Genomic DNA, 19,476 nt, shown 5'->3' on the forward strand with positions numbered 1-19,476 from the left:
AATGGAGCCAAAAAAGAATTGGAAATACGTGCCAGCACCACTGGCAGCGGAGGTGGAGGCTTTAGGGGAGGCTTTGGCATTAAAGAATCCCTATTTTTTATCCTTATTGGTTTCGCGAGGTATTAAAACCTTCGATCAGGTAAAGGATTTTATGGTTCCAGAGATCAGCCAGCTGCATGATCCATTCCTAATGAAGGATATGGATAAGGCAGTGGAGCGTCTTAGCCTAGCCTTAGAATCGGGAGAGAAAATCTTAATTTATGGCGATTATGACGTAGATGGAACCACGGCCGTTACGCTGGTTTACAGTTATTTAGCCGGAATTTTAGGGGCAGATTGTGACTACTATATTCCGGATCGTTACGCGGAAGGTTATGGGGTGTCTCAGGCGGGTATACAATATGCGAAAGACAATAATTACACCCTGATCATCTCTCTGGATTGCGGAATTAAGGCTCACGATAGAGTGGCTTGGTGTAACGAAAATGGAATTGATTTTATCATCTGTGATCACCATTTACCAGATGCGACTCTTCCAGCTGCTGTTGCGGTTTTAGATCCCAAACGCAAGGATTGCCCTTATCCCTTTAAAGAATTAACAGGGGCTGGCGTTGGGTTTAAATTGATGATGGCCTTCGCCATTGCGAACGATCTAGAGCTTGATCCCTTGTGGGAGTCGGTGGATTTGTTAGCCTGCAGTATTGCGGCTGATATTGTGCCCATGAATGGGGAGAATCGGGTTTTAGCCTTTTTTGGTCTAGCAAAATTAGGTTCGAATCCATGTCCCGGTTTAGGCTATTTATTGACAAAGGCAAAGAAGAAAGCACCCATTCAAATCTCCGATATCGTGTTTTCAGTTTCGCCCATCATCAATGCGGCGGGACGAATGGATCATGCGCATGGGGCAGTGAAATTAATGCTAGCATCAGATGATCAAGAAGCGGAGGCATTAGCGGAAGCGGTGATGCAGCAGAATTTAGATCGCCGGGTGGTGGAAAAGGAGATTGTGGCGCAGGCTTTGGCGATGTTTATAGGCAATGAGTTTTTGTTGTCAGCTCGAAGTACAGTCTTGTTTAATCCGGCATGGCATAAGGGAGTCGTGGGAATAGTGGCGAGTAAAATTCAGGATCAATATTTTAGGCCGACTATTATTTTAACCGAATCCCACGGACAATTAGTGGGATCTGCGCGCTCGGTAAGAGGCTTCGATGTGCACCACGCTTTAGAGCAATGTGTGGATTTATTGGAGCAATTTGGCGGGCATACGCACGCTGCGGGATTACATTTGAAGCCGGAGAATTTGCAGGCGTTTATTGAAAGATTTGAGGGGATTGCACAGCTGGGCTTAGCCAATATTTCGCCCAGAGCTGATCTGCCAGTGGACTTACAGATTCCTTTAGAGGCTTTAAGTCTGTCATTTTATGACAAATTATTAGTACGACTATCACCTTATGGACCGGGGAATATGTTACCTAATTTTGTCTCGGGGCCAGTTTTTGTGACGAAAAGTCCTTTCGTGATGAAGGAGGAACATCTGAAAATATATGTGGGATCGACTCCCGACGAGCGGGGCTTAGAGGTAGTGGGTTTTGGGATGAAGGCGGATTTTTATGCTGGACTATGCGCCGCTTATGAGCAGCGCTTGCCTATTCAACTAGTGTATCATCTGGAAGTGAATGAATATTTAGGTAACCGAACTTTACAATTGCGCGCCCTTGATTTTGCATCCTTCAGTTTAAAGTCCTAATTTTAGTTATAACCAAAACAATCATTATGAAAAAAGTACTCGATTTTTTACCCTCTGTTCTCATGGGAGCCTTGTTCTTATACGGAGGACTAAGTTATTTTTTACCCATCGGAGGAACACTACCTTTTACAGGGGATGCCGCTTCTTATTATAAATTATTAGATTCTTCTGGAATAATGAAGGTGGTAAAAGTGCTTGAAATTATAGGTGGAGTATTCCTCTTTATCCCGGGCAGACGCGCTTTAGGCCTAACTATTTTAGCCCCTATCATAGTGAATATATTTTTGTTTGAACTTTGCTTTGTAGGTGCAGTGCAAGTAAGCATTATAATAATCGTATTGTCAGCGATTATTGCTTACCAACAAAAAGATAAATTCAAGGTCTTATTGTAATAAATAAGCCTTAAATGCTGAAAAGTCTGTCCCCATGGGGATGGACTTTTTTGTTTTATGCAAGAGCTCAGCTAGGCGGGCAGGGACTGAAACAGAAATACCTAAAGTCCCTTCTACTGTAGGCAAGAATTTAGCATAATGTGCTGTAGATAATACGATACCCGTCACATCTCCTGGGTATTCTGCTTTGTATTGTTGTAAGCCATCATAACCCACAGCTGTGTGTGGACACATCACGTAACCTGTGCGAGCATAGACGTCCGCCATGATTTCTTGTGTTTTTTGATCGTCCGTAAAATAGCCTTTGACAATCCTGCGAACTTGTGACCACTCTTCGCCAGCGAGCAAACGCATGCGAATGAAATTCGAAGGGCTTCCCACATCCATCGCGTTTGAAATTGTTTCTACCGATGCAATGGGGTTGTATTCGCCCGTGCGTAAATAGTCCGCCACTGGATGGTTTTCATTACAAGAAGCAATAAAAGCCTGAATAGGCAAGCCCATTTTATAAGCCATTAATCCAGCACTTAGATTGCCAAAATTTCCCGACGGAACGGCGAACACCACAGGCGCATGCAAGCCTTTCTTTTTCGCTTGCGCATAGGCCGCGAAATAGTAAAAAGATTGCGGGATTAAGCGCGCGATGTTGATGGAATTCGCGGAGGCTAAATCAAAAGCTGAACGTAATTCTTCGTCGAGGAAGGCTTGCTTGACGAGTCTTTGGCAATCATCAAATGTCCCATCAATCTCTAATGCGGTCACATTTCCACCTAAAGTCGTCAATTGCTTCTCCTGAATATCCGATACTTTTCCGGTCGGATATAAAATCGTTACAGAAATACCTGGCGTATTGTAAAAACCCTGCGCCACCGCACCGCCCGTGTCACCAGAAGTGGCCACGAGAATGCGAATTTCGCGTTTCGACTTCAGTAAATAATGGGACATGATCGCCGCCATGAAGCGCGCGCCAAAATCCTTAAACGCCATCGATGGCCCGTGGAATAATTCCAATACCTCCACACCCGGCTCTAAAGACACGATGGGAGCCTCGAAGGTCATCGATTGATCGATGATTTTCTTAATATCTGCCGAACTTAAGCTATCCCCCAGCAAATTTTCACATACCGCTACCGCTATTTCTGGCAAGGTACGGTCCTGAATCGTTTCGAAAAATGAAGCCGGCAAAGGTTGGATGGAAGTAGGCATATACAAGCCATTGTCCGGGGGAAGACCACGGAAAATAGCCTCTTCTAGGCTTACATTGGGACTTTTGTGTTCTGTGCTGTATAAAATCATACTAATCGTAGGGCATCTCCCTCTAGTTTAGGAAGCACCGAATACCGGTCAAATTCCAAGCAAAAGGCGATATCTTTTTCAATTCCCAAGCCTAATAGACGATTCACGTGCGAGGAATTCTTCACCGCTGTTAATAAATCGTTGGAGGCTACCGTATATTGTTTCAAGGCCATTAAAGCGGCATCATCTGCCACTTCATAATCGCCAGTTAAGGCATCTATTAAAGCACCTGCAAAAAGCGTATCCTCTAAATTAGGTTTTCCTTTCCAGCCCGCGCAAACGATTAAGGCGTTCCCGTTCCACTCTTTCAGTGCGGAGGCCACTCGGGAGATATTTAAAAAGGCTCCCACATAAACGGCAGGAGCGCTGCTCGAGCGACGAATGGCGACCGTACCATTCGTGGTGGTGACGCAAATTTTGGCCCCCTTCACCTTCTCTACTTGATAAGAAAAAGGGGAATTATCGAAGTCAAAACCCGCTGGCGTAATACCGTTGCGTTCCGCCGCCGTCAAATAACCTTGAGATCCGTATTGCTGACATAGTTCCACTTCTTCCACCGGCACAATCTCTGCCGCGCCACTCGCGAAAGCCGTGACCATACATGACGTTGCTCTGAAAATATCCACCACAACGACAGCCAAAGCCGATAAATCGTATAAATGGATCAAATCCGGCGATAAACAGACGTCGATTTTTTTCATCTTATAAGAAAGGTAATTTGACGATTTCGGCTTTAATAGCTTTGTCACGAATGGAAATAAAGATCTCTGAACCCACGAGATTTGTGCTCACATAACCCATCCCGATTCCTTTGGAAAGAGAGGGAGATTGTGTGCCTGAAGTCACTTCACCTATCGTTTCGCCAGCCGCATTTAAAATCGGATAGTGTTGACGAGGGATGCCGCGGTCGATCATTTCGAAGCCGACTAATTTTTTCGAAGGACCGTTCGCTTTAATCGCGGCGTGGTGGTCTTTCATGATAAAGTCCTTGTTGAATGAGGTGATCCAGCTTAAACCTGCTTCGATCGGGGACGTCGTATCATCGATGTCGTGACCATATAAGCAATAGCCTTTTTCAGTCCGAAGGGTGTCACGCGCGCCCAAACCCACAGGTTGAATGCCGAATTCTGCTCCAGCTTGGAAGATCTCATTCCACATCGCCAGCGCGTTTTCGTTTTTCACATAGATTTCGAATCCGCCTGCACCCGTATATCCCGTATTCGAGATGATGATGTCAGAGAAACCAGCCATTTCACCTATTTTGAAGGAATAATACGGCATGTCCGCTAAGGTCACAGACGTTAATTTTTGTAGTGCCAAAATCGCTTTAGGACCTTGCACCGCCAATAAACTGTATTCGTCACTGCGATTCACCATCTCCACCCCGAAGGTATTATGTGATGAAATCCAGTTCCAGTCTTTCTCAATGTTCGATGCGTTCACGACCAAAATGTATTCGGTTGAGTTTACGCGGTACACTAATAAATCGTCCACGATGCCACCCTCGTTGTTTGGCAAACAGCTATACTGCACTTTTCCGTCCACTAATTTAGAGGCGTCATTCGAGGTAACATATTGAATGAAATCTAACACGCGATCCCCTTTCAGGAAGAATTCGCCCATGTGACTCACGTCGAAAACGCCCACTGCATTACGAACGCAAAGATGCTCTTCGATGAGGTTGGTGTACAATACGGGCATATTAAAGCCAGCAAAGGGAACCATTTTTGCACCTAGAGATACGTGAAGGTCATTTAAATGAACGTGTTGTAAGTTTGTTTCTTCCATAGATTATTCTCGGTATAGTACCTGTAAAAGTGTTTGTCCGACCGCTTTCAGGGTCGATTTGTCGATGTTTTCTATATTATCTGCATGCGTATGATGAAAGCTCCCAAACTCAAAGCCGCCATTCGTCGCGCGTAAATCAATCATATCAATCATTTGGATTTTGCCAATCTCATTCACCGCCGTATGGTCATCTGAAATTCCAAAGGCATCCTGATCTACGAACAGGTTGCTATAACCTAAATCCGCCGCCGTCGCCCAAACCGAGCGAACGATTCCCGGCGCATATTGCATCGATGTACCCTCATGCGGAAACATCGCGCCTTTTCCTCCCACCATATCTAGCAAGATACCATAATATGGGCGATAATTCGCAGGAACCAAGTTGGCAGCCCAATGCTGTGAACCTAAAGCCCAGCTGTTTGGCTTGTGTTCTCCCGTATAATCCTCCGGTTCCCCGTGATCTTCTAAGTCAAATAAAACGATGTCTACGCCTACTGCCGGCTTGTTCTTCGTTTCATGTAAGTTGCGAGCGATTTCTAATAAAACACCTACGCCACTCGCACCATCATTCGCCGCATCGATGGGCTCATTCTTGCGTACGGAATCTTTATCCGCGATACTGCGTGCATCCCAGTGTGCTGCTAAAAGAATGCGTTTTGCGATAGCAGGTTGAAATTGAGCGATGATATTCGTGCCTTGTAATTTCTTTCCATCATAGCGGAAAGCGGTAAAAGGCTGCTCAGTCACGGTCCAGCCGTAAGACTTTAATTTGGCAACCAAAAAACGCTGAGTATTTTGACTCGCTTCAGAACCCGGAATACGTGGACCAAACGCAACTTGCTGAGCCACAAATGCATAGGCAGAATCCGCCTTAAAATCTGGGGTTTCTACTAGAGTGACTTCTGCGGCAGGTACCTCGGAAGCAGGCTTCCACAAAATGTAGCCACCGCCTAAAGCGAAAGCGAGTAATAAAAAGAGGGCTATGCGAGAACGTTTCATCTGAAAAGGCTGAAAAACAAGCTCAAAGGTAGCAATAGAATGCCGAATTAGGAATTAAGAAATCAATAATGTGTACCTTGCGGGATAATTTGAATTGAAATACCATGTCATCCCCTAAGGAACAGAAATTTTTGAGCGGCTTGAAGGCTGAAATCCTGGAGTTTTTTGAATTAAACGATTACCGTTCGTACTCGTTGAATCAACTCCACAAGGCGTTTGCGATTCGTGATCGTAAAACGAAGGAGATTTACTCGGATTTAGTCATAAAATTGATCAACGAAAATCGCCTACTTAAGGATGACGATGGGAATGTCCGTTTTGATAATGAGTCTTTCCAAATAAAAGGCCGCGTCGATCACGTAAATTCGCGTTTTGCCTTTGTGATTCCAGAAGAAGGAGGAAAAGATATTTGGATTGCGACGGGGGATTTGAAGAATGCCAAAGACGGGGATAAAGTTCTCGTTCAAGCACGCAGACCCTCAGAAAAGAGAAAAAATGACCGCCCAGAAGGGGAGGTAATAGAGATAATTGAACGCCGTTCGGCAGAGTTAGTGGGTGTGATTCAGGTGACGCCACATTATTCCTTTTTAATTCCCGATTCGAAGAAAATCTACGAAGATATTTACTTGCCTAAGTTCGAGATTAAGGACGCGAAGCACTTAGATAAAGTAATTATAGAGGTGACTCGCTGGAGTTCTGATGGCAAAAAAGCGGAAGGGCGTGTGATTAAGGTGCTCGGAAAAGCAGGGGAGAATAACACGGAAATGCACTCGATTTTAGCCGAATACGGTCTACCTTATGATTTCCCAGAAGAAGTAGAAAAAGCGGCGGCTTCGATCTTAGTACAGATCCCAGCCACAGAAATAAAGAAGCGTAAGGATATGCGCAAAATCTTAACCTTTACTATCGATCCAGTCGATGCGAAGGATTTTGATGATGCCATTTCTTACCAAATATTAAAAAACGGCAACACCGAAATCGGAGTACACATCGCCGACGTTTCCCATTATGTGAAGCCCGGAAGCGTGTTAGATCTAGAGGCCTACAAGCGCGCGACTTCGGTTTATCTCGTGGACCGCGTAGTTCCAATGTTACCAGAAAAATTATCGAATGGACTTTGTTCCCTTCGTCCTAACGAGGACAAGTTAACGTTCTCCGCCGTTTTCGAATTAGACGCGAACGACACGATTGTGAAAGAGTGGTTTGGTCGCACGGTGATTCACTCGGATCGCCGTTTCGCTTACGAACAAGCACAAGAATTGATTGAAAATGATTCAGATGATGTGTTAGTGCCGGTTATTCGGGATTTAAATCGTATTGCCAAAAGTTTCCGCAAAATGCGTTTCGAGCACGGTTCCGTGAACTTCGAAACCGCGGAAGTTCGCTTCGAATTAGATGAGAACGGCAAGCCGATCGGAGTCTATCCTCGTATTCGCAAGGATGCGCACAAGTTGATTGAAGAGTATATGCTTTTGGCAAACAAAAGAGTCGCAGAATTCGTCTTCAACAAGAAAAAAGAGGAGCCGCGCAACACCATGGTGTACCGTATTCACGAAGCACCGGACCCGGAGAAATTACAGGTATTCTCGTCATTCGCGAAGAAATTCGGCTACCAAGTCACGACCGATCCGCAGCACGTCAGCAAATCGTTTAATGCCTTGATGGAAAACATCGAAGGCAAAGGCGAAGAGCGCGTATTGCAGAGTTTAGCCGTGCGCACGATGTCGAAAGCCCGTTATAGCACTGACCCTGTTGGTCACTTTGGCCTAGCATTTCCGTTCTATTCTCACTTTACGAGCCCTATTCGTCGTTACCCAGACGTCATGACGCACCGTTTATTGCAACATTATTTAGACGGCGGCACCCCGGCAGAACGCTCCCCATTAGAAATTCAATGTAAGCATAGCTCTGATCGCGAAAAATTAGCTTCAGATGCCGAACGTGCTTCCATTAAATACAAGCAAGTAGAGTACATGAGCTTGCACGAACCCCAAATTTTCGAAGGCATCATCACCGGCGTCACCGAATTTGGCATTTTTGTCGAGATCGGCGAAACCTCTTGCGAGGGCTTAGTCCGCATGGTTGACTTGAATGATGACTTCTATGATTTAGACAAGAATAATTACCGCATCGTGGGTAAATCGAACGGCCGTGTCTTCACGTTTGGAGATCAGGTGCAGGTCAAAGTCCGCGACACAAACTTAGCTAAACGTACCATCGACCTCGAATTAGTCGGTATGCGCGCTGGCCAAGTAGGTAAATTTGCAAATAACCGTTCTCGTAAGAGAGAGGCGCCGAGGAGTAATCGGGTTGTACCGCACGGTAAGGAGCGTGGGAGGAGAACTGGGCGTAGATAGTCTGAAAGCATAAAGAATAGAGCACAAAGCATAAAGTTGGAATTAAAAAAGGCTTCAGAAATGAAGCCTTTTTTAATGGACTTTGGAAAAATGGAGGATTCAGAATCCACTAGAATTTAATATTTCTTTGCTGAATTAAATTTTTTACTTAGTTTATACTTTGAAAAACCTATTTACTTATAAAAATTATTCAAAATGTCGCATAAAATAAAACTCGGATTGATTCTAACTGTAATCTCCGTTTTTACGATTAGCTTCTTTCAGCCCAAAGCACCTACCTTTTTATCGATTGAAGGAAATACGAAGATCGCATTAGTAGGCGGCAATTTGGGCTCTCGCATGATCAATTATGATCATTTTGAAACAGAACTACATCTCCGTTATCCCACCTTTAATTTGATGGTTCGCAATATGTGCGACGGTGGAGATACGCCTGGATTTCGGCCGCACTCAGCTCGTATGCTGCCTTGGGCTTTTCCTGGAGCGGAAAAATTTCAATTGGAATTTGCTAATCCCTCGCAAAGTGAAGGCCACCTAGAGACGCATGACCAATGGATGAGTCGGTTAAAAACGGATGTTGTTATCGGTTTTTTTGGATATAGCGAATCCTACGAAGGGAAGGCTGCGATTGCTATATACAAGGCTGAATTAGAGGCGTTCATTAAACACACATTAGCGCAAAAATACAATGGGGTTTCTGCCCCCCAACTAGCCATTGTTTCTCCTACGGCTTTTGAAGATTTAAGCGCAAAAATAGATTTACCAAACGGAACGGTTCAGAATGCAAACATTACTTTGTACGCACAGGCGATGAAAGAAGTGTGTGAGAAAAATAATGTTTTATTTATTAATGCGTTTGATGCATCTAAAAAATGGTATGCAGCATCAGCGGAGGATTTGACCATTGACGGTTTTCAATTAAATGATGCGGGATACAAAAAATTAGCACTATTACTTGCGGATCAAGTGTTTGGGAAGAAATCGACTGCCATCGAATCTAAAAGAGCGGATGTGTTTGCAGCCGTCGCGGAGAAAAACTGGATGTGGCATACGGACTTTAAAATACCCAATGGAGTTCACGTATATGGTCGCCGTTACAATCCCTTTGGACAAGATAATTATCCTGCAGAGATCGAAAAAATTCGTCAAATGACGGATAATCGAGAGGCTGCGATCCAAGCAGCAATCAAAGGGCTTCCGTATGATCTGGCCGCGGCAGATGCAAAGACACGGAAGTTAGATCCGGTAAAGACGAATTTTAATCCGGATCAAAACGGCAGTTTGAAATACATGTATGGAGAGGAGGCGTTAAGCGCGATTAAAGTAGCTCCAGGATATAAAATTGAGCTGTTTGCTTCGGAAGAGGAATTCCCGAATTTGGCCAAACCGGTTCAAATGACTTTCGATAATAAGGGCCGACTCTGGGTAGTTTGTATGCCATCTTATCCACATTACAAGCCGGGCGATCCGAAGCCCAACGATAAAATTATTATTCTTGAAGATACAGACAAGGATGGGAAAGCGGATAAAGAAACGATTTTTGCGGAAGGTTTGCACGTTCCGGTTGGGATGGAAATCACGGAATTTGGGGTGTTTGTCAGCCAAGGAACAAATTTGGTATTATTAAAAGATACCAATGGCGATGATCGGGCAGATTCGAAGGAAGTAATTTTAAGTGGGTTTGACGACCATGATACGCACCATGAGATCTCCGCATTTGTCACTGACGAATCAGGCGCTATTTACATGGGAGAAGGGGTATTTTTGCACACGAATGTAGAAACACCCTACGGTACTGTTCGTGCAACCAATGGAGGCTTTATGCGGTATAATCCTGCTAGGCATCATTTAGAGCGTGTAGCTCAGTTGTCGATACCTAATCCCTGGGGAATCGCCTTTGACAAATGGGGTCAAAACTTTTTTGCAGAAACCTCTGGACCAGACGTTCGCTGGATGATGCCCGGGTCCACTAAAAATCGCTATGGTCAAACAGGTCACAAGTCATTTACCTTAGTGGAAGAAAAACATTTAGTCCGACCTACCTCCGGTTTAGAGTTTGTGTCCAGTCGTCATTTTCCTGAAAATGTGCAGGGTGATTTTTTAATTAATAATACCATCGGATTTTTAGGAATGAAGCAACATCAACTAAGCGATGATGGTACCGGATATAAATCAAAGCACCGCCAAGATTTGATCGTGGGCCAAGATCGTAATTTCCGCCCTGTTGATATGGAATTTGCTCCCGATGGCTCACTTTATGTAATCGACTGGCACAATATTTTGATTGGACACATGCAGCACAGTGCTCGGGATCCATTGCGCGACCATACGCATGGTCGTGTGTACCGAGTAACGTATCCGTCAAGACCGTTAGTGACGCCTGCTAACGTCTATGGTGCATCCATTAATGAGTTATTAGATAATTTAAAATTGCCTGAATACAGAACGCGGTACCGGGTGCGCAGAGAACTTCGTGGGCACAAGGCGGCTGATGTATTACCTAAAATTACAACCTGGGTGGCGAATCTGGATAAAAAGGAGGCCGATTATGAGCATCATGTGTTAGAGGCATTGTGGGTTTCTTGGGGATTAAATAAGGTAGACCAAAAACTACTAAACCAATTGCTACAAGCAAAAGATTACCATGTTCGTGCGGCAGCCGTTCGCGTTTTGCGCTACACGGGTCACCAAGTGAAAAACCAAGCCGCTTTGTTAGCAAAAGCAGTGGAAGATGTTCACGGGCGTGTTCGAATGGAGGCTTTTGTGGCCGCATCTTGGCTACCGAAGGAAACGGCTTTGCCCATCATAACTTTGGCAAAAAAACATCCCTTAGATCCTTGGATGGATAAATCGTACGAAATAGCTGTTGCTCATTCGAGTGGAGTGAACGTGGTTAAAAATAAAGAAGCGGCTGTAGTTTCAACTCTAAAAGGGAAAGACTTAGACTTGTATACCGCTGGCCAAAAATTGTATGCGAAGGACGGTTATTGTACTACCTGCCATCAGACCAATGGAAAAGGACTTCCTTCCTCTGGTTTTCCTCCCTTATCTAATTCTATCTGGGTGACAGGAAACCAAGAGCGTTTAATTAAATTAGTGCTCAAGGGAATTATGGGGCCTATGGAATTGAATGGCGTTAAATATGCCGGCCAGGTTCCCATGACCCCTTATGGCGGCTTAATGTCTGATAAAGAGATTGCGTCAGTTCTTACCTATGTTCGAAATTCATTTGGTAATAAAGCAACACCTATCGACCCGGAAAAAGTAAAAGAAATACGCGCTAAAATTGCTGACAAAAAGGATTTGTATAATGCCAATATGCTATTATCTGAACACCCTATCGAAAAATAACCATGAAAAAACTACTTCATATTAGTCTGACTGTTGTATTTATTTTGTTGGCATTTGTGCCAAGTTTTTCGCGTGAACCTGATCCTACAAAAGCGAAGAAGCCCCTGGTGGTATTTGTTTGTGGTGACCATGAATACTCAGGTGAGAATACGCTTCCCTTATTAGCCGCGATTTTGGAAAAAGAATATGGCTTTCGGACGAAGGTGTTAAAATCGTTTCCGGATCAAAATGCGGAGCGAGACATACCGGGTTTAGACATATTAGCGGAGGCGGATTTAGCCGTATTTTTTCTTCGCTGGCGCCTACTTCCAGCAGATCAAGTGGCTCACATAGAGGCCTACTTAAAATCTGGAAAGCCGATCATGGGATTTAGGACAAGCACACATTCGTTTAACTATCCGCAAACAGATCCATTAGTTGCGTATAATGGCTTTGCTGAAAGAGCTTTTGGAGCGCCTCCCGGCTGGGGTGGGCCTTCCAATCACACGCATTATGGTCATAACGCCAGTACCGATGCCACGGTCATTGCGGAAAAAGCAAAGCACCCGATATTAACGGGTGTAGATCCAACATTTCATGTCAGGTCATGGCTATACCGCGTTTTACCTGATTATCCTGCTAAAGGAACCGATTGGCTACTTATGGGCAAAGCGGTGAATCCCGATAAGCCAGCGGTAGATCAACCCATCGCATGGACTTGGGAAAATCAATACAAAGGAAAAGTGTTTTTTACCACCATGGGACATCCGGAAGATTTTTCAGTAGCGCCTTTTCAACGACTTGTTGTCAATGCGATACATTGGGAATTAGGCCTAAAAGTACCACAGAAATGGGCAGGAAAATTAGATATAAATGTTCCCTACAGAGGAATGGTCAATTCAAAATAGTTATACAATGAAATACCCGATTGCAATGAATACGCTGGTCTATGGACCCGACATGAATGAATCCATTATCCAGCATTTAGCCTACATAAAAGAAGTGGGTTATGAAGGCGTTGAGATACCCATTTTTGTGGTAGACCAGGAATATTGGAAACCTTGGAAAGCGGAAATAGATCGCCTGGGACTAACCGTTTTTACGGTTACTTTTTTAGGAGCGGATATGAACACCATTTCTTCGGACCCTGCTGTGCGTCAGAAAGGCATAGACTTTCTTAAAAAGGCCGTTGACATAACCGCATATTTAGGAGCGTCTTATCTTTCTGGGCCTTTTCATTCTGCATTAGCTGTGTTTTCGGGTGCGGCACCGACTCAGCAAGAATTAGATTGGTCGAAGGAAAGTATGTTAGCCGTGGCCGATCATGCCAAAGAAAAAAACGTGACTTTGGGATTAGAATATTTAAATCGATTTGAAAATTATGTGGTGAGTTCCGCAGACCAACTATATAGTTTAGTTAAAGCGATTAATCATCCAAATGTCAAGATCATGTTTGATACGTTTCATGCGCACATTGAAGAATTCAATACAGGGGAAGCCATGGTTCGTATTGCCGATGAGGTGGGGCATATTCAATTATCTGAAAGCACTCGTGCCACCTTAGGGGAGGGCCAAGTGCATTGGGATAATGTGTTTACCCATCTGGAGAAAATGAATTATAAAGGCTGGTTAGTCGTAGAGGCATTTACGCCTTTATTGCCTGCTGCGTGTATTTGGCGTAAAAATTATACGACAGAGGCTGAATTAATATTAAAGAGTTACCAACATATTCAAAAGTATTTAGCCAGGTAAACTCTAATCCATAAAAAAGAGGCTTCATTATTGAAGCCTCTTTTTTATTCCATCTTTATTCTTTGTGCTTTATGCTCTATGCTTTAAATCTATACTCTCTAATCTAAAACCGACACCGTCGGTTTTGTTGTATTATACAACTCATACCAATCCTGGTGATCCATCTCAATCGCAAAAGCATCCACGATGTTTTGGATTCGATTTTCCTCTAAGGTTCCGATCAAAGGCAAAGCCCCTAATTTGATTAACCACGCTACGGCTACGGATTCGATATTGCTATCGTATTTGGTCGCCATTTCGTTCAATTTCTTGCGCAATTTCAAGGCTTGCTCGTCTGTTCCATTTTCGATGCGACCACCTGCTAACGGGGAAACCGCTAAAGGGCGCATGTATTTTTGTTTGATATAATCCACGATGCCGTTATCTAATGCGCTTGTGTTCAGCAAGTTCAAGTCGATGTGGTTAGAAACAATCGGGATGTTCAAGAAGGAAACCAATAACTGGTGTTGGTAGACCGAGAAGTTCGAAACACCAATGTTTTTTACTTTCCCCGAGCTCTTTAATTTCTCTAATGCTAAAGCAGTCGCCTCGATATCCGATAAGGGATCTAATTGATCCAGTAAAAAGACATCTAAATAGTCTGTTTGCAAGTTGCGAAGTGAGTTCTCCACCGATGCCGTGATGTGGGCTGCGGAAGTGTTCACGTGGTTAACGCGGAAGTCTGGTCTTGCGGGGGAGGGAATGTTTACTCCGCATTTGGAGAACAAAACGATGTCAGAGCGCTGTATGGATTTTTTTGCCAAAAGCTCTCCAAAGCTCTTCTCCGCCGTATATTGTCCATAACGATCCGAATGATCGAAAGTATTAATGCCTTTGTCTAGACAGAAATGAACGATTTCGTCTATCTTCTTGTCTTCTTTTTCCCAACGCCAGAAGCCATAAATGGCTGGTGAAACTTTGGGGCCGGCGTCACTTAAATAGACTTTTTTCACGAAACGATAAGTTTAGAAGCGGAGAGTAAATCATTCACTAAATGTGTGGCATTGGTTTCAGTTCCAACAGGGGCTAAACGAATGGTCCGTAAACCGGCACGTGTTCCTGCGGTAATATCACGTTCGTGGTCACCCACCATCCAGGAGGCATCCATGTCGACGTCGTATTTCGCAGCGGCTTTCTCGATTAATAAGGATCCAGGTTTGCGCGTCAGCGAATGGCTGTCAAAGTTCTCGTGGTAAGGGCAAAAATAGATATCATCTAATTTCACGCCTGTTCCTTCTTGGATCGCATCGTGTATTAAATATACGTCTTCACGTTTATAAATGCCTTTTGCGATACCACTTTGGTTCGTAATAACAATCAATAAATAGCCCGCGTCTTTCAAAGCCTGTAAGCCTTCTTTCACGCCAGGGGGGATCACAAAATGTCCTAAATGGTACACGTAATCAACGCGATCCACATTTAGAACGCCATCGCGATCTAAAAAAATGCACTTATTCATTCAATGCTAATTTAGGCAAATAAAGCAGCTAAGCGGCTCCAAGGAATACGGCTTAAAATCAAAACAAGACCAACTCCGTTTAATAACCACATGTTTTTGAACTTTGCGGCATCGGTGATGGCTTTTTTGTTTTTGGCATTAACAATCGTCGCTAATACAATCGCAATGATATTAACCGTAACGTGCTCTACTAAAATCAAGCGAGTTGCAGAATCCTTCATTGCAGCGCCAAAATCAGCAAAAGCTGCCGTTGTCACCGGGCTAAGGCCTAGATAAAGCACTAATCCGATCAATAATTGCGTGTGCAAAGAGATCATGTAAAACAAGCCTATTTTACGATCTGATTCCGTAAAAACTTTGCCTGTTAAACCTTTGTAGATAGATAAAATTCCTAGCGCTAACACGACTAGAAACAAGATCGAGTGAATGGTTACGAATGCTGAATACATATGAGTGTGTTTAATTTTAGCAAAGATACAAAAAGCCTTCGTAACGAGACCTTTGTTACGTTTAATCGTCTAATTTTCTTTACCTTTGGGCACAAATTACCCGATTCTATGTCTAATCCCAGCAAGCTTACGGCCTTAATTAATGCCCGTTGCCCGCACTGCCATGAGGGCCGCCTGTTTAAGTACAAGTGGTGGAATGTGTTCAATTTTGCCCAAATGCATGAACACTGTCCCTCTTGTGATGTTCGCTACGAAGTAGAGCCAGGATTTTTTTACGGAGCCATGTATATTTCATATGCCTTCACGGTGGGAATTATGTTAGTGGGAGGTATTTTAGTCTTTAATTTCCTTAACGATCCTCCCGCCATGGGCTATGTGGTGCCTATTACGACCGTTTCGCTCCTGCTTGTGCCGGCTAATTTTAGGACAGCTCGGGTATTATTTATACATTGGTTCTCCGGTTTAAATTTCGATCCAAGCGCTGCTGCTAAGCATGAAAATTCTTGATTATTACATTTTAAAGAAATTTCTGAAGACGTACGTTTTCGCCGTTTTCATCATCGTGTTAATTGTGATGGTGATTGACTACACGGAAAAAATCGACGATTTCATTCGAAAGCAAGCCCCTATTAGGGAGATTCTCCTTGATTATTACCTTAATTTCATTCCCTATTGGGCCTCCTATATCAGTCCTTTGATGGTCTTTATTGCGACCGTTTTCTTTACGGCAAACCTCGCCGCGAAGACGGAAATTATTGCCATTCTGAGTTCTGGCGTTAGTTTTACGCGCTTAATGCGTCCTTATTTAATCGGCTCAGGAATTCTAGCGGTGGGCACTTTTATCATGATTGGTTGGGTAGTGCCTAACGCAAACAAAGTTCGCGTTCCTTTTGAGCATAAATACATTAACAATACCTACTATTTCGATAAGCGTGATGTCCATATTAAGATTGGGCCAGAGACTTATGCCTATTTAGAGACCTACGATAATGGCACGAATACGGGCTATCGATTCAGTTTAGAGCGAATTGTGGGGACGGAAATCAAGGAAAAATTGATGTCGGATCGCATCACTTGGGATTCGACTTCGAAGAAGTGGACGATTCACGATTACCGAATTCGAACTACGGGAGCGACTAAAATGAAATTTGGGTCTAAGATTGATACGACGCTGAATTTATTGCCAAAAGACTTCGAGAACAAGCATTTATTGCATGAAACCTTCACTCTTCCAGAGTTAAACGAGCACATTGATTTAGTGCAATCCCGTGGGGCAGACGGTATCGAAGTCTTCCTAATCGAAAAATACCTTCGCTTCGCTAACCCCTTTTCAGTGATGATCTTAACGATTATCGGCTTCTTAGTTTCCGCCAGAAAAGCGCGTGGCGGTGTAGGCTTCCAAATCGCTTTGGGCTTTAGTTTGGCCTTCATCTACATCCTCTTCTTCATGATGAGCAAGGGGATCGCGGAAGGGGGAGGAATGCCGCCTTTGTTAGCGGTATGGCTACCTAATCTCGTATTCTCCGCTGTGGGGGTGGGTCTTTACTATACCATTCCGCGCTAAAGATGAGACAGGCGCCGCGTCTTCTCGATTATTTCAAGATTCATTTTATCGTGATTTTATACGCGTTCACTGCCATTTTAGGCAATGCGACGAGTGCAAATGCGCTGACGATTGTCTTCTTTCGTTGCGTGATCGCGGCGGCTGGATTAGGCTTGATGTTAGCGGTATCGAAAAAATCTTTTCGGGTACCTTCCTCGGTTTTAAAGATCTGGCTATTGAATGGCGTTTTTGTTTCGCTGCACTGGTTGCTGTTTTTTGGAGCTGCCAAAGTCTCCACCGTCGCGATGTGTTTAGCCGGCTTGTCTACCCAAACTTTTTGGACCTCCATCCTAGAGCCCATCGCGAAGAAACAGCCCATCGCGAAGATCGAAGTCTTTCTCGGAATTCTAGTTGTGATCGCTTTGGGTATCATTTTTTCGGTGGAACCGGGGCAATGGATCGGCTTGGTGATGGGAATCGGAGCTGGATTTTTCGGGGCCTTGTTTTCCGTCATTAATGGAAATTATACCCACACGCACGACCCTAAATTAATCACGGTTTATGAGATGGTGGCGGCAGGTTTTATCACCGGTGCCGTCTGGTTAACCGGCTTGCTAGGAGGTTCGCCCGGATTTGTTCCGATGGGTCTGGATTGGCTTTGGATCGGCATTTTAGCCGTCGTTTGCACCGTTTACGCCTACACCGAGACCATACATTTATACAAAGTTTTCTCCGTCTTTTCGATCAATCTGGTCATCACGCTCGAGCCTGTTTATGGGATTTTGTTAGCGGTCTTTATTTTTGGCGCAAAAGAGGTGATGCAGCCCGCCTTCTACTGGGGAACATCTCTGCTGGTGCTGACGGTGATGGCGCATCCGTTCCTAGAAAAAAAGAATAAAGCATAGAGCACAAAGAATAAAGTCGGAATCCCCTTTGGGGATGAATTCGAGAAATATTTTTTCTATACGTCGCGAAGCGAAACCATCTTTATGCTTTGTGCTTTATTCTTTATACTCTCTCATCTCCTCTCTCCAATCAGGACAGCCCGGTAGATTTCTCCATTTATTTCTTTTATATTTAATGGTAAATGAATGAATGGTAAATGGTAAGTGGTGAATGGTAAATGAATGGTAAATGGTAAGTGGTGAATGGTAAATGAATGGTAAATGGTAAGTGGTGAATGGTAAATGAACGATTGAAATTTTTTAAACTATGAAAAAATATAACGTTGCGATTGTCGGACTGGGTTTCGGTGCAGAATTTATTCCGATTTATTTGAAGCATCCGTTGGCGAATATGTACGCGATTTGCCAAAGAAATGAAGAAAAACTCAACTCCATCGGGGACGCCTACGGGATCGAGACTCGCTACTCAGATTTAGAGAAGCTACTCCAAGACCCCAATGTAGACGTCGTTCACATCAATTCACCTATTCACTTGCATGCAGAACAGACGCTTAAAGCGCTGAATGCAGGAAAACACGTGGCTTGTACGGTGCCTATGGCGACGACCGTAGAAGAGTGCAAGGCGATCGTGGAGGCGAGCAAGCGGATGGAAAAGAAATATATGATGATGGAGACCGTGGTGTATGCCCGCGAGTTTTTGTACATCAAAGAATTATATGAAAAAGGCGAGTTAGGTAAGATTCAATTCTTGAAAGCCTCGCATCAACAAGATATGGACGGCTGGCCGGATTATTGGCCAGGTTTGCCTCCGATGCACTATGCGACACACTGCGTGGGTCCGGTGGCGGGCTTATTGCGCTTAGAGGCGGAGTATGTTTCTTGCTTCGGTTCGGGAACGATTCGCGAAGAATTGATTCCGGCTTATAATTCCCCATTTGCGGTGGAATCAGCGCACATTAAGTTTCGTGATTCGGATTTAAGCGCGATGGTATACCGTTCTCTTTTCGATGTGGCACGCCAATACCGCGAGAGTTTTGAGGTATATGGATCGAAGAAATCGGTGGAATGGCCTTTAATCGAAGGCGAAGAATTAGTGGTGCATACGGCGAAAAAACCGGAGTCAGAGATTCCGTCCAAAGTTCCCACACCTGATTTTGCACACTATCTACCAGAAGAAATTCAACGTTTCACCACGAAAGGGGTGTACGATGAAGACGATAATACCCACCTTTCGTTTACGCAAGGTGGCGGTCACGGTGGTTCCCACCCGCATTTGGTGAACGAATTCTTGCAGGCTTTGGCCGCAGATCGCGATCCATTCCCGAATGCACCGCAGTCCGCTAACTGGACTTCGGTAGGTATATTAGCTCACGAATCTGCTCTTCAAGGCGGAAAAATCATTGAAATTCCTAAATTCTAA

17 protein-coding genes are annotated in these 19,476 nt (G+C 44.1%); 10 read left to right on the forward strand and 7 right to left on the reverse strand.

Annotation, left to right across the window (positions count from 1 at the left end; translation table 11 throughout):
• Nucleotide 1: 1 nt before the first annotated feature.
• Complete coding sequence (gene recJ / locus ACST14_RS09805) at nt 2–1,747, forward strand: single-stranded-DNA-specific exonuclease RecJ (protein WP_459463058.1); 1,746 nt, start codon at nt 2–4, stop codon at nt 1,745–1,747.
• 26 nt (nt 1,748–1,773) lie between these two features.
• Nucleotides 1,774–2,139 carry a hypothetical protein gene (locus ACST14_RS09810; protein ID WP_459463060.1) on the forward strand — a complete coding sequence of 122 codons (366 nt, stop codon included), beginning with the start codon at nt 1,774–1,776 and terminating at the stop codon, nt 2,137–2,139.
• On the opposite strand, the gene thrC is transcribed toward ACST14_RS09810, so the two are convergent.
• From thrC to ACST14_RS09830, 4 genes are read right to left on the reverse strand one after another with little or no spacing between them, the layout of a single operon-like run.
• Nucleotides 2,131–3,435, reverse strand: coding sequence for a threonine synthase (gene thrC, locus ACST14_RS09815; protein ID WP_459463062.1), 1,305 nt, complete (start codon nt 3,433–3,435; stop codon nt 2,131–2,133). The genes ACST14_RS09810 and thrC overlap by 9 nt on opposite strands.
• Nucleotides 3,432–4,136: a 2-phosphosulfolactate phosphatase gene (locus tag ACST14_RS09820; protein ID WP_459463064.1), complete on the reverse strand. Its 705-nt coding sequence runs from the start codon at nt 4,134–4,136 to the stop codon at nt 3,432–3,434. Before ACST14_RS09820 ends, thrC begins: the two co-directional genes overlap by 4 nt.
• A gap of 1 nt (nt 4,137) precedes the next feature.
• Nucleotides 4,138–5,223 carry a glycine cleavage system aminomethyltransferase GcvT gene (gcvT, locus tag ACST14_RS09825; protein ID WP_459463066.1) on the reverse strand — a complete coding sequence of 362 codons (1,086 nt, stop codon included), beginning with the start codon at nt 5,221–5,223 and terminating at the stop codon, nt 4,138–4,140.
• A 3-nt stretch (nt 5,224–5,226) separates the two neighbouring features.
• The gene (locus tag ACST14_RS09830) at nt 5,227–6,222 is read right to left on the reverse strand and encodes a M28 family peptidase (RefSeq protein WP_459463068.1); all 996 of its coding nucleotides are present in this window, start codon (nt 6,220–6,222) and stop codon (nt 5,227–5,229) included.
• Nucleotides 6,223–6,326: 104 nt separating this feature from the next.
• Here ACST14_RS09830 and rnr point away from each other — a divergent pair, with 104 nt between their 5' ends.
• From rnr to ACST14_RS09850, 4 genes are all read left to right on the forward strand, one after another.
• A complete protein-coding gene (gene rnr, locus ACST14_RS09835) occupies nt 6,327–8,579 on the forward strand; it encodes a ribonuclease R (RefSeq protein ID WP_459463070.1) in 2,253 nt (750 codons plus the stop codon).
• A gap of 195 nt (nt 8,580–8,774) precedes the next feature.
• A complete protein-coding gene (locus ACST14_RS09840; RefSeq protein ID WP_459463072.1) occupies nt 8,775–11,930 on the forward strand; it encodes a PVC-type heme-binding CxxCH protein in 3,156 nt (1,051 codons plus the stop codon).
• 2 nt (nt 11,931–11,932) lie between these two features.
• Complete coding sequence (locus ACST14_RS09845) at nt 11,933–12,817, forward strand: ThuA domain-containing protein (protein WP_459463074.1); 885 nt, start codon at nt 11,933–11,935, stop codon at nt 12,815–12,817.
• 7 nt (nt 12,818–12,824) lie between these two features.
• The gene (locus tag ACST14_RS09850) at nt 12,825–13,661 is read left to right on the forward strand and encodes a sugar phosphate isomerase/epimerase family protein (protein ID WP_459463076.1); all 837 of its coding nucleotides are present in this window, start codon (nt 12,825–12,827) and stop codon (nt 13,659–13,661) included.
• A gap of 98 nt (nt 13,662–13,759) precedes the next feature.
• On the opposite strand, the gene ACST14_RS09855 is transcribed toward ACST14_RS09850, so the two are convergent.
• From ACST14_RS09855 to ACST14_RS09865, 3 genes are read right to left on the reverse strand one after another with little or no spacing between them, the layout of a single operon-like run.
• On the reverse strand, nt 13,760–14,653 hold the full coding sequence (locus ACST14_RS09855) for an aldo/keto reductase (protein WP_459463078.1): 894 nt from the start codon (nt 14,651–14,653) through the stop codon (nt 13,760–13,762).
• A complete protein-coding gene (locus ACST14_RS09860) occupies nt 14,650–15,159 on the reverse strand; it encodes a D-glycero-alpha-D-manno-heptose-1,7-bisphosphate 7-phosphatase (protein ID WP_459463081.1) in 510 nt (169 codons plus the stop codon). Before ACST14_RS09860 ends, ACST14_RS09855 begins: the two co-directional genes overlap by 4 nt.
• Before the next feature lie 11 nt (nt 15,160–15,170).
• The gene (locus ACST14_RS09865; RefSeq protein WP_459463083.1) at nt 15,171–15,608 is read right to left on the reverse strand and encodes a hypothetical protein; all 438 of its coding nucleotides are present in this window, start codon (nt 15,606–15,608) and stop codon (nt 15,171–15,173) included.
• A 108-nt stretch (nt 15,609–15,716) separates the two neighbouring features.
• On the opposite strand from ACST14_RS09865, the gene ACST14_RS09870 reads away from it, so the two are divergent.
• From ACST14_RS09870 to ACST14_RS09885, 4 genes are all read left to right on the forward strand, one after another.
• A complete protein-coding gene (locus ACST14_RS09870; protein ID WP_459463085.1) occupies nt 15,717–16,115 on the forward strand; it encodes a DUF983 domain-containing protein in 399 nt (132 codons plus the stop codon).
• Nucleotides 16,102–17,172, forward strand: a complete 1,071-nt coding sequence (locus ACST14_RS09875) for an LptF/LptG family permease (protein WP_459463087.1) — start codon at nt 16,102–16,104, stop codon at nt 17,170–17,172. The genes ACST14_RS09870 and ACST14_RS09875 overlap by 14 nt, the downstream gene beginning before the upstream one ends.
• A gap of 2 nt (nt 17,173–17,174) precedes the next feature.
• Nucleotides 17,175–18,056 carry a DMT family transporter gene (locus tag ACST14_RS09880; RefSeq protein WP_459463089.1) on the forward strand — a complete coding sequence of 294 codons (882 nt, stop codon included), beginning with the start codon at nt 17,175–17,177 and terminating at the stop codon, nt 18,054–18,056.
• A gap of 307 nt (nt 18,057–18,363) precedes the next feature.
• Complete coding sequence (locus ACST14_RS09885; RefSeq protein WP_459463091.1) at nt 18,364–19,476, forward strand: Gfo/Idh/MocA family protein; 1,113 nt, start codon at nt 18,364–18,366, stop codon at nt 19,474–19,476.

It is taken from the genome of Aquirufa sp. A-Brett2-15D, assembly GCF_054558735.1.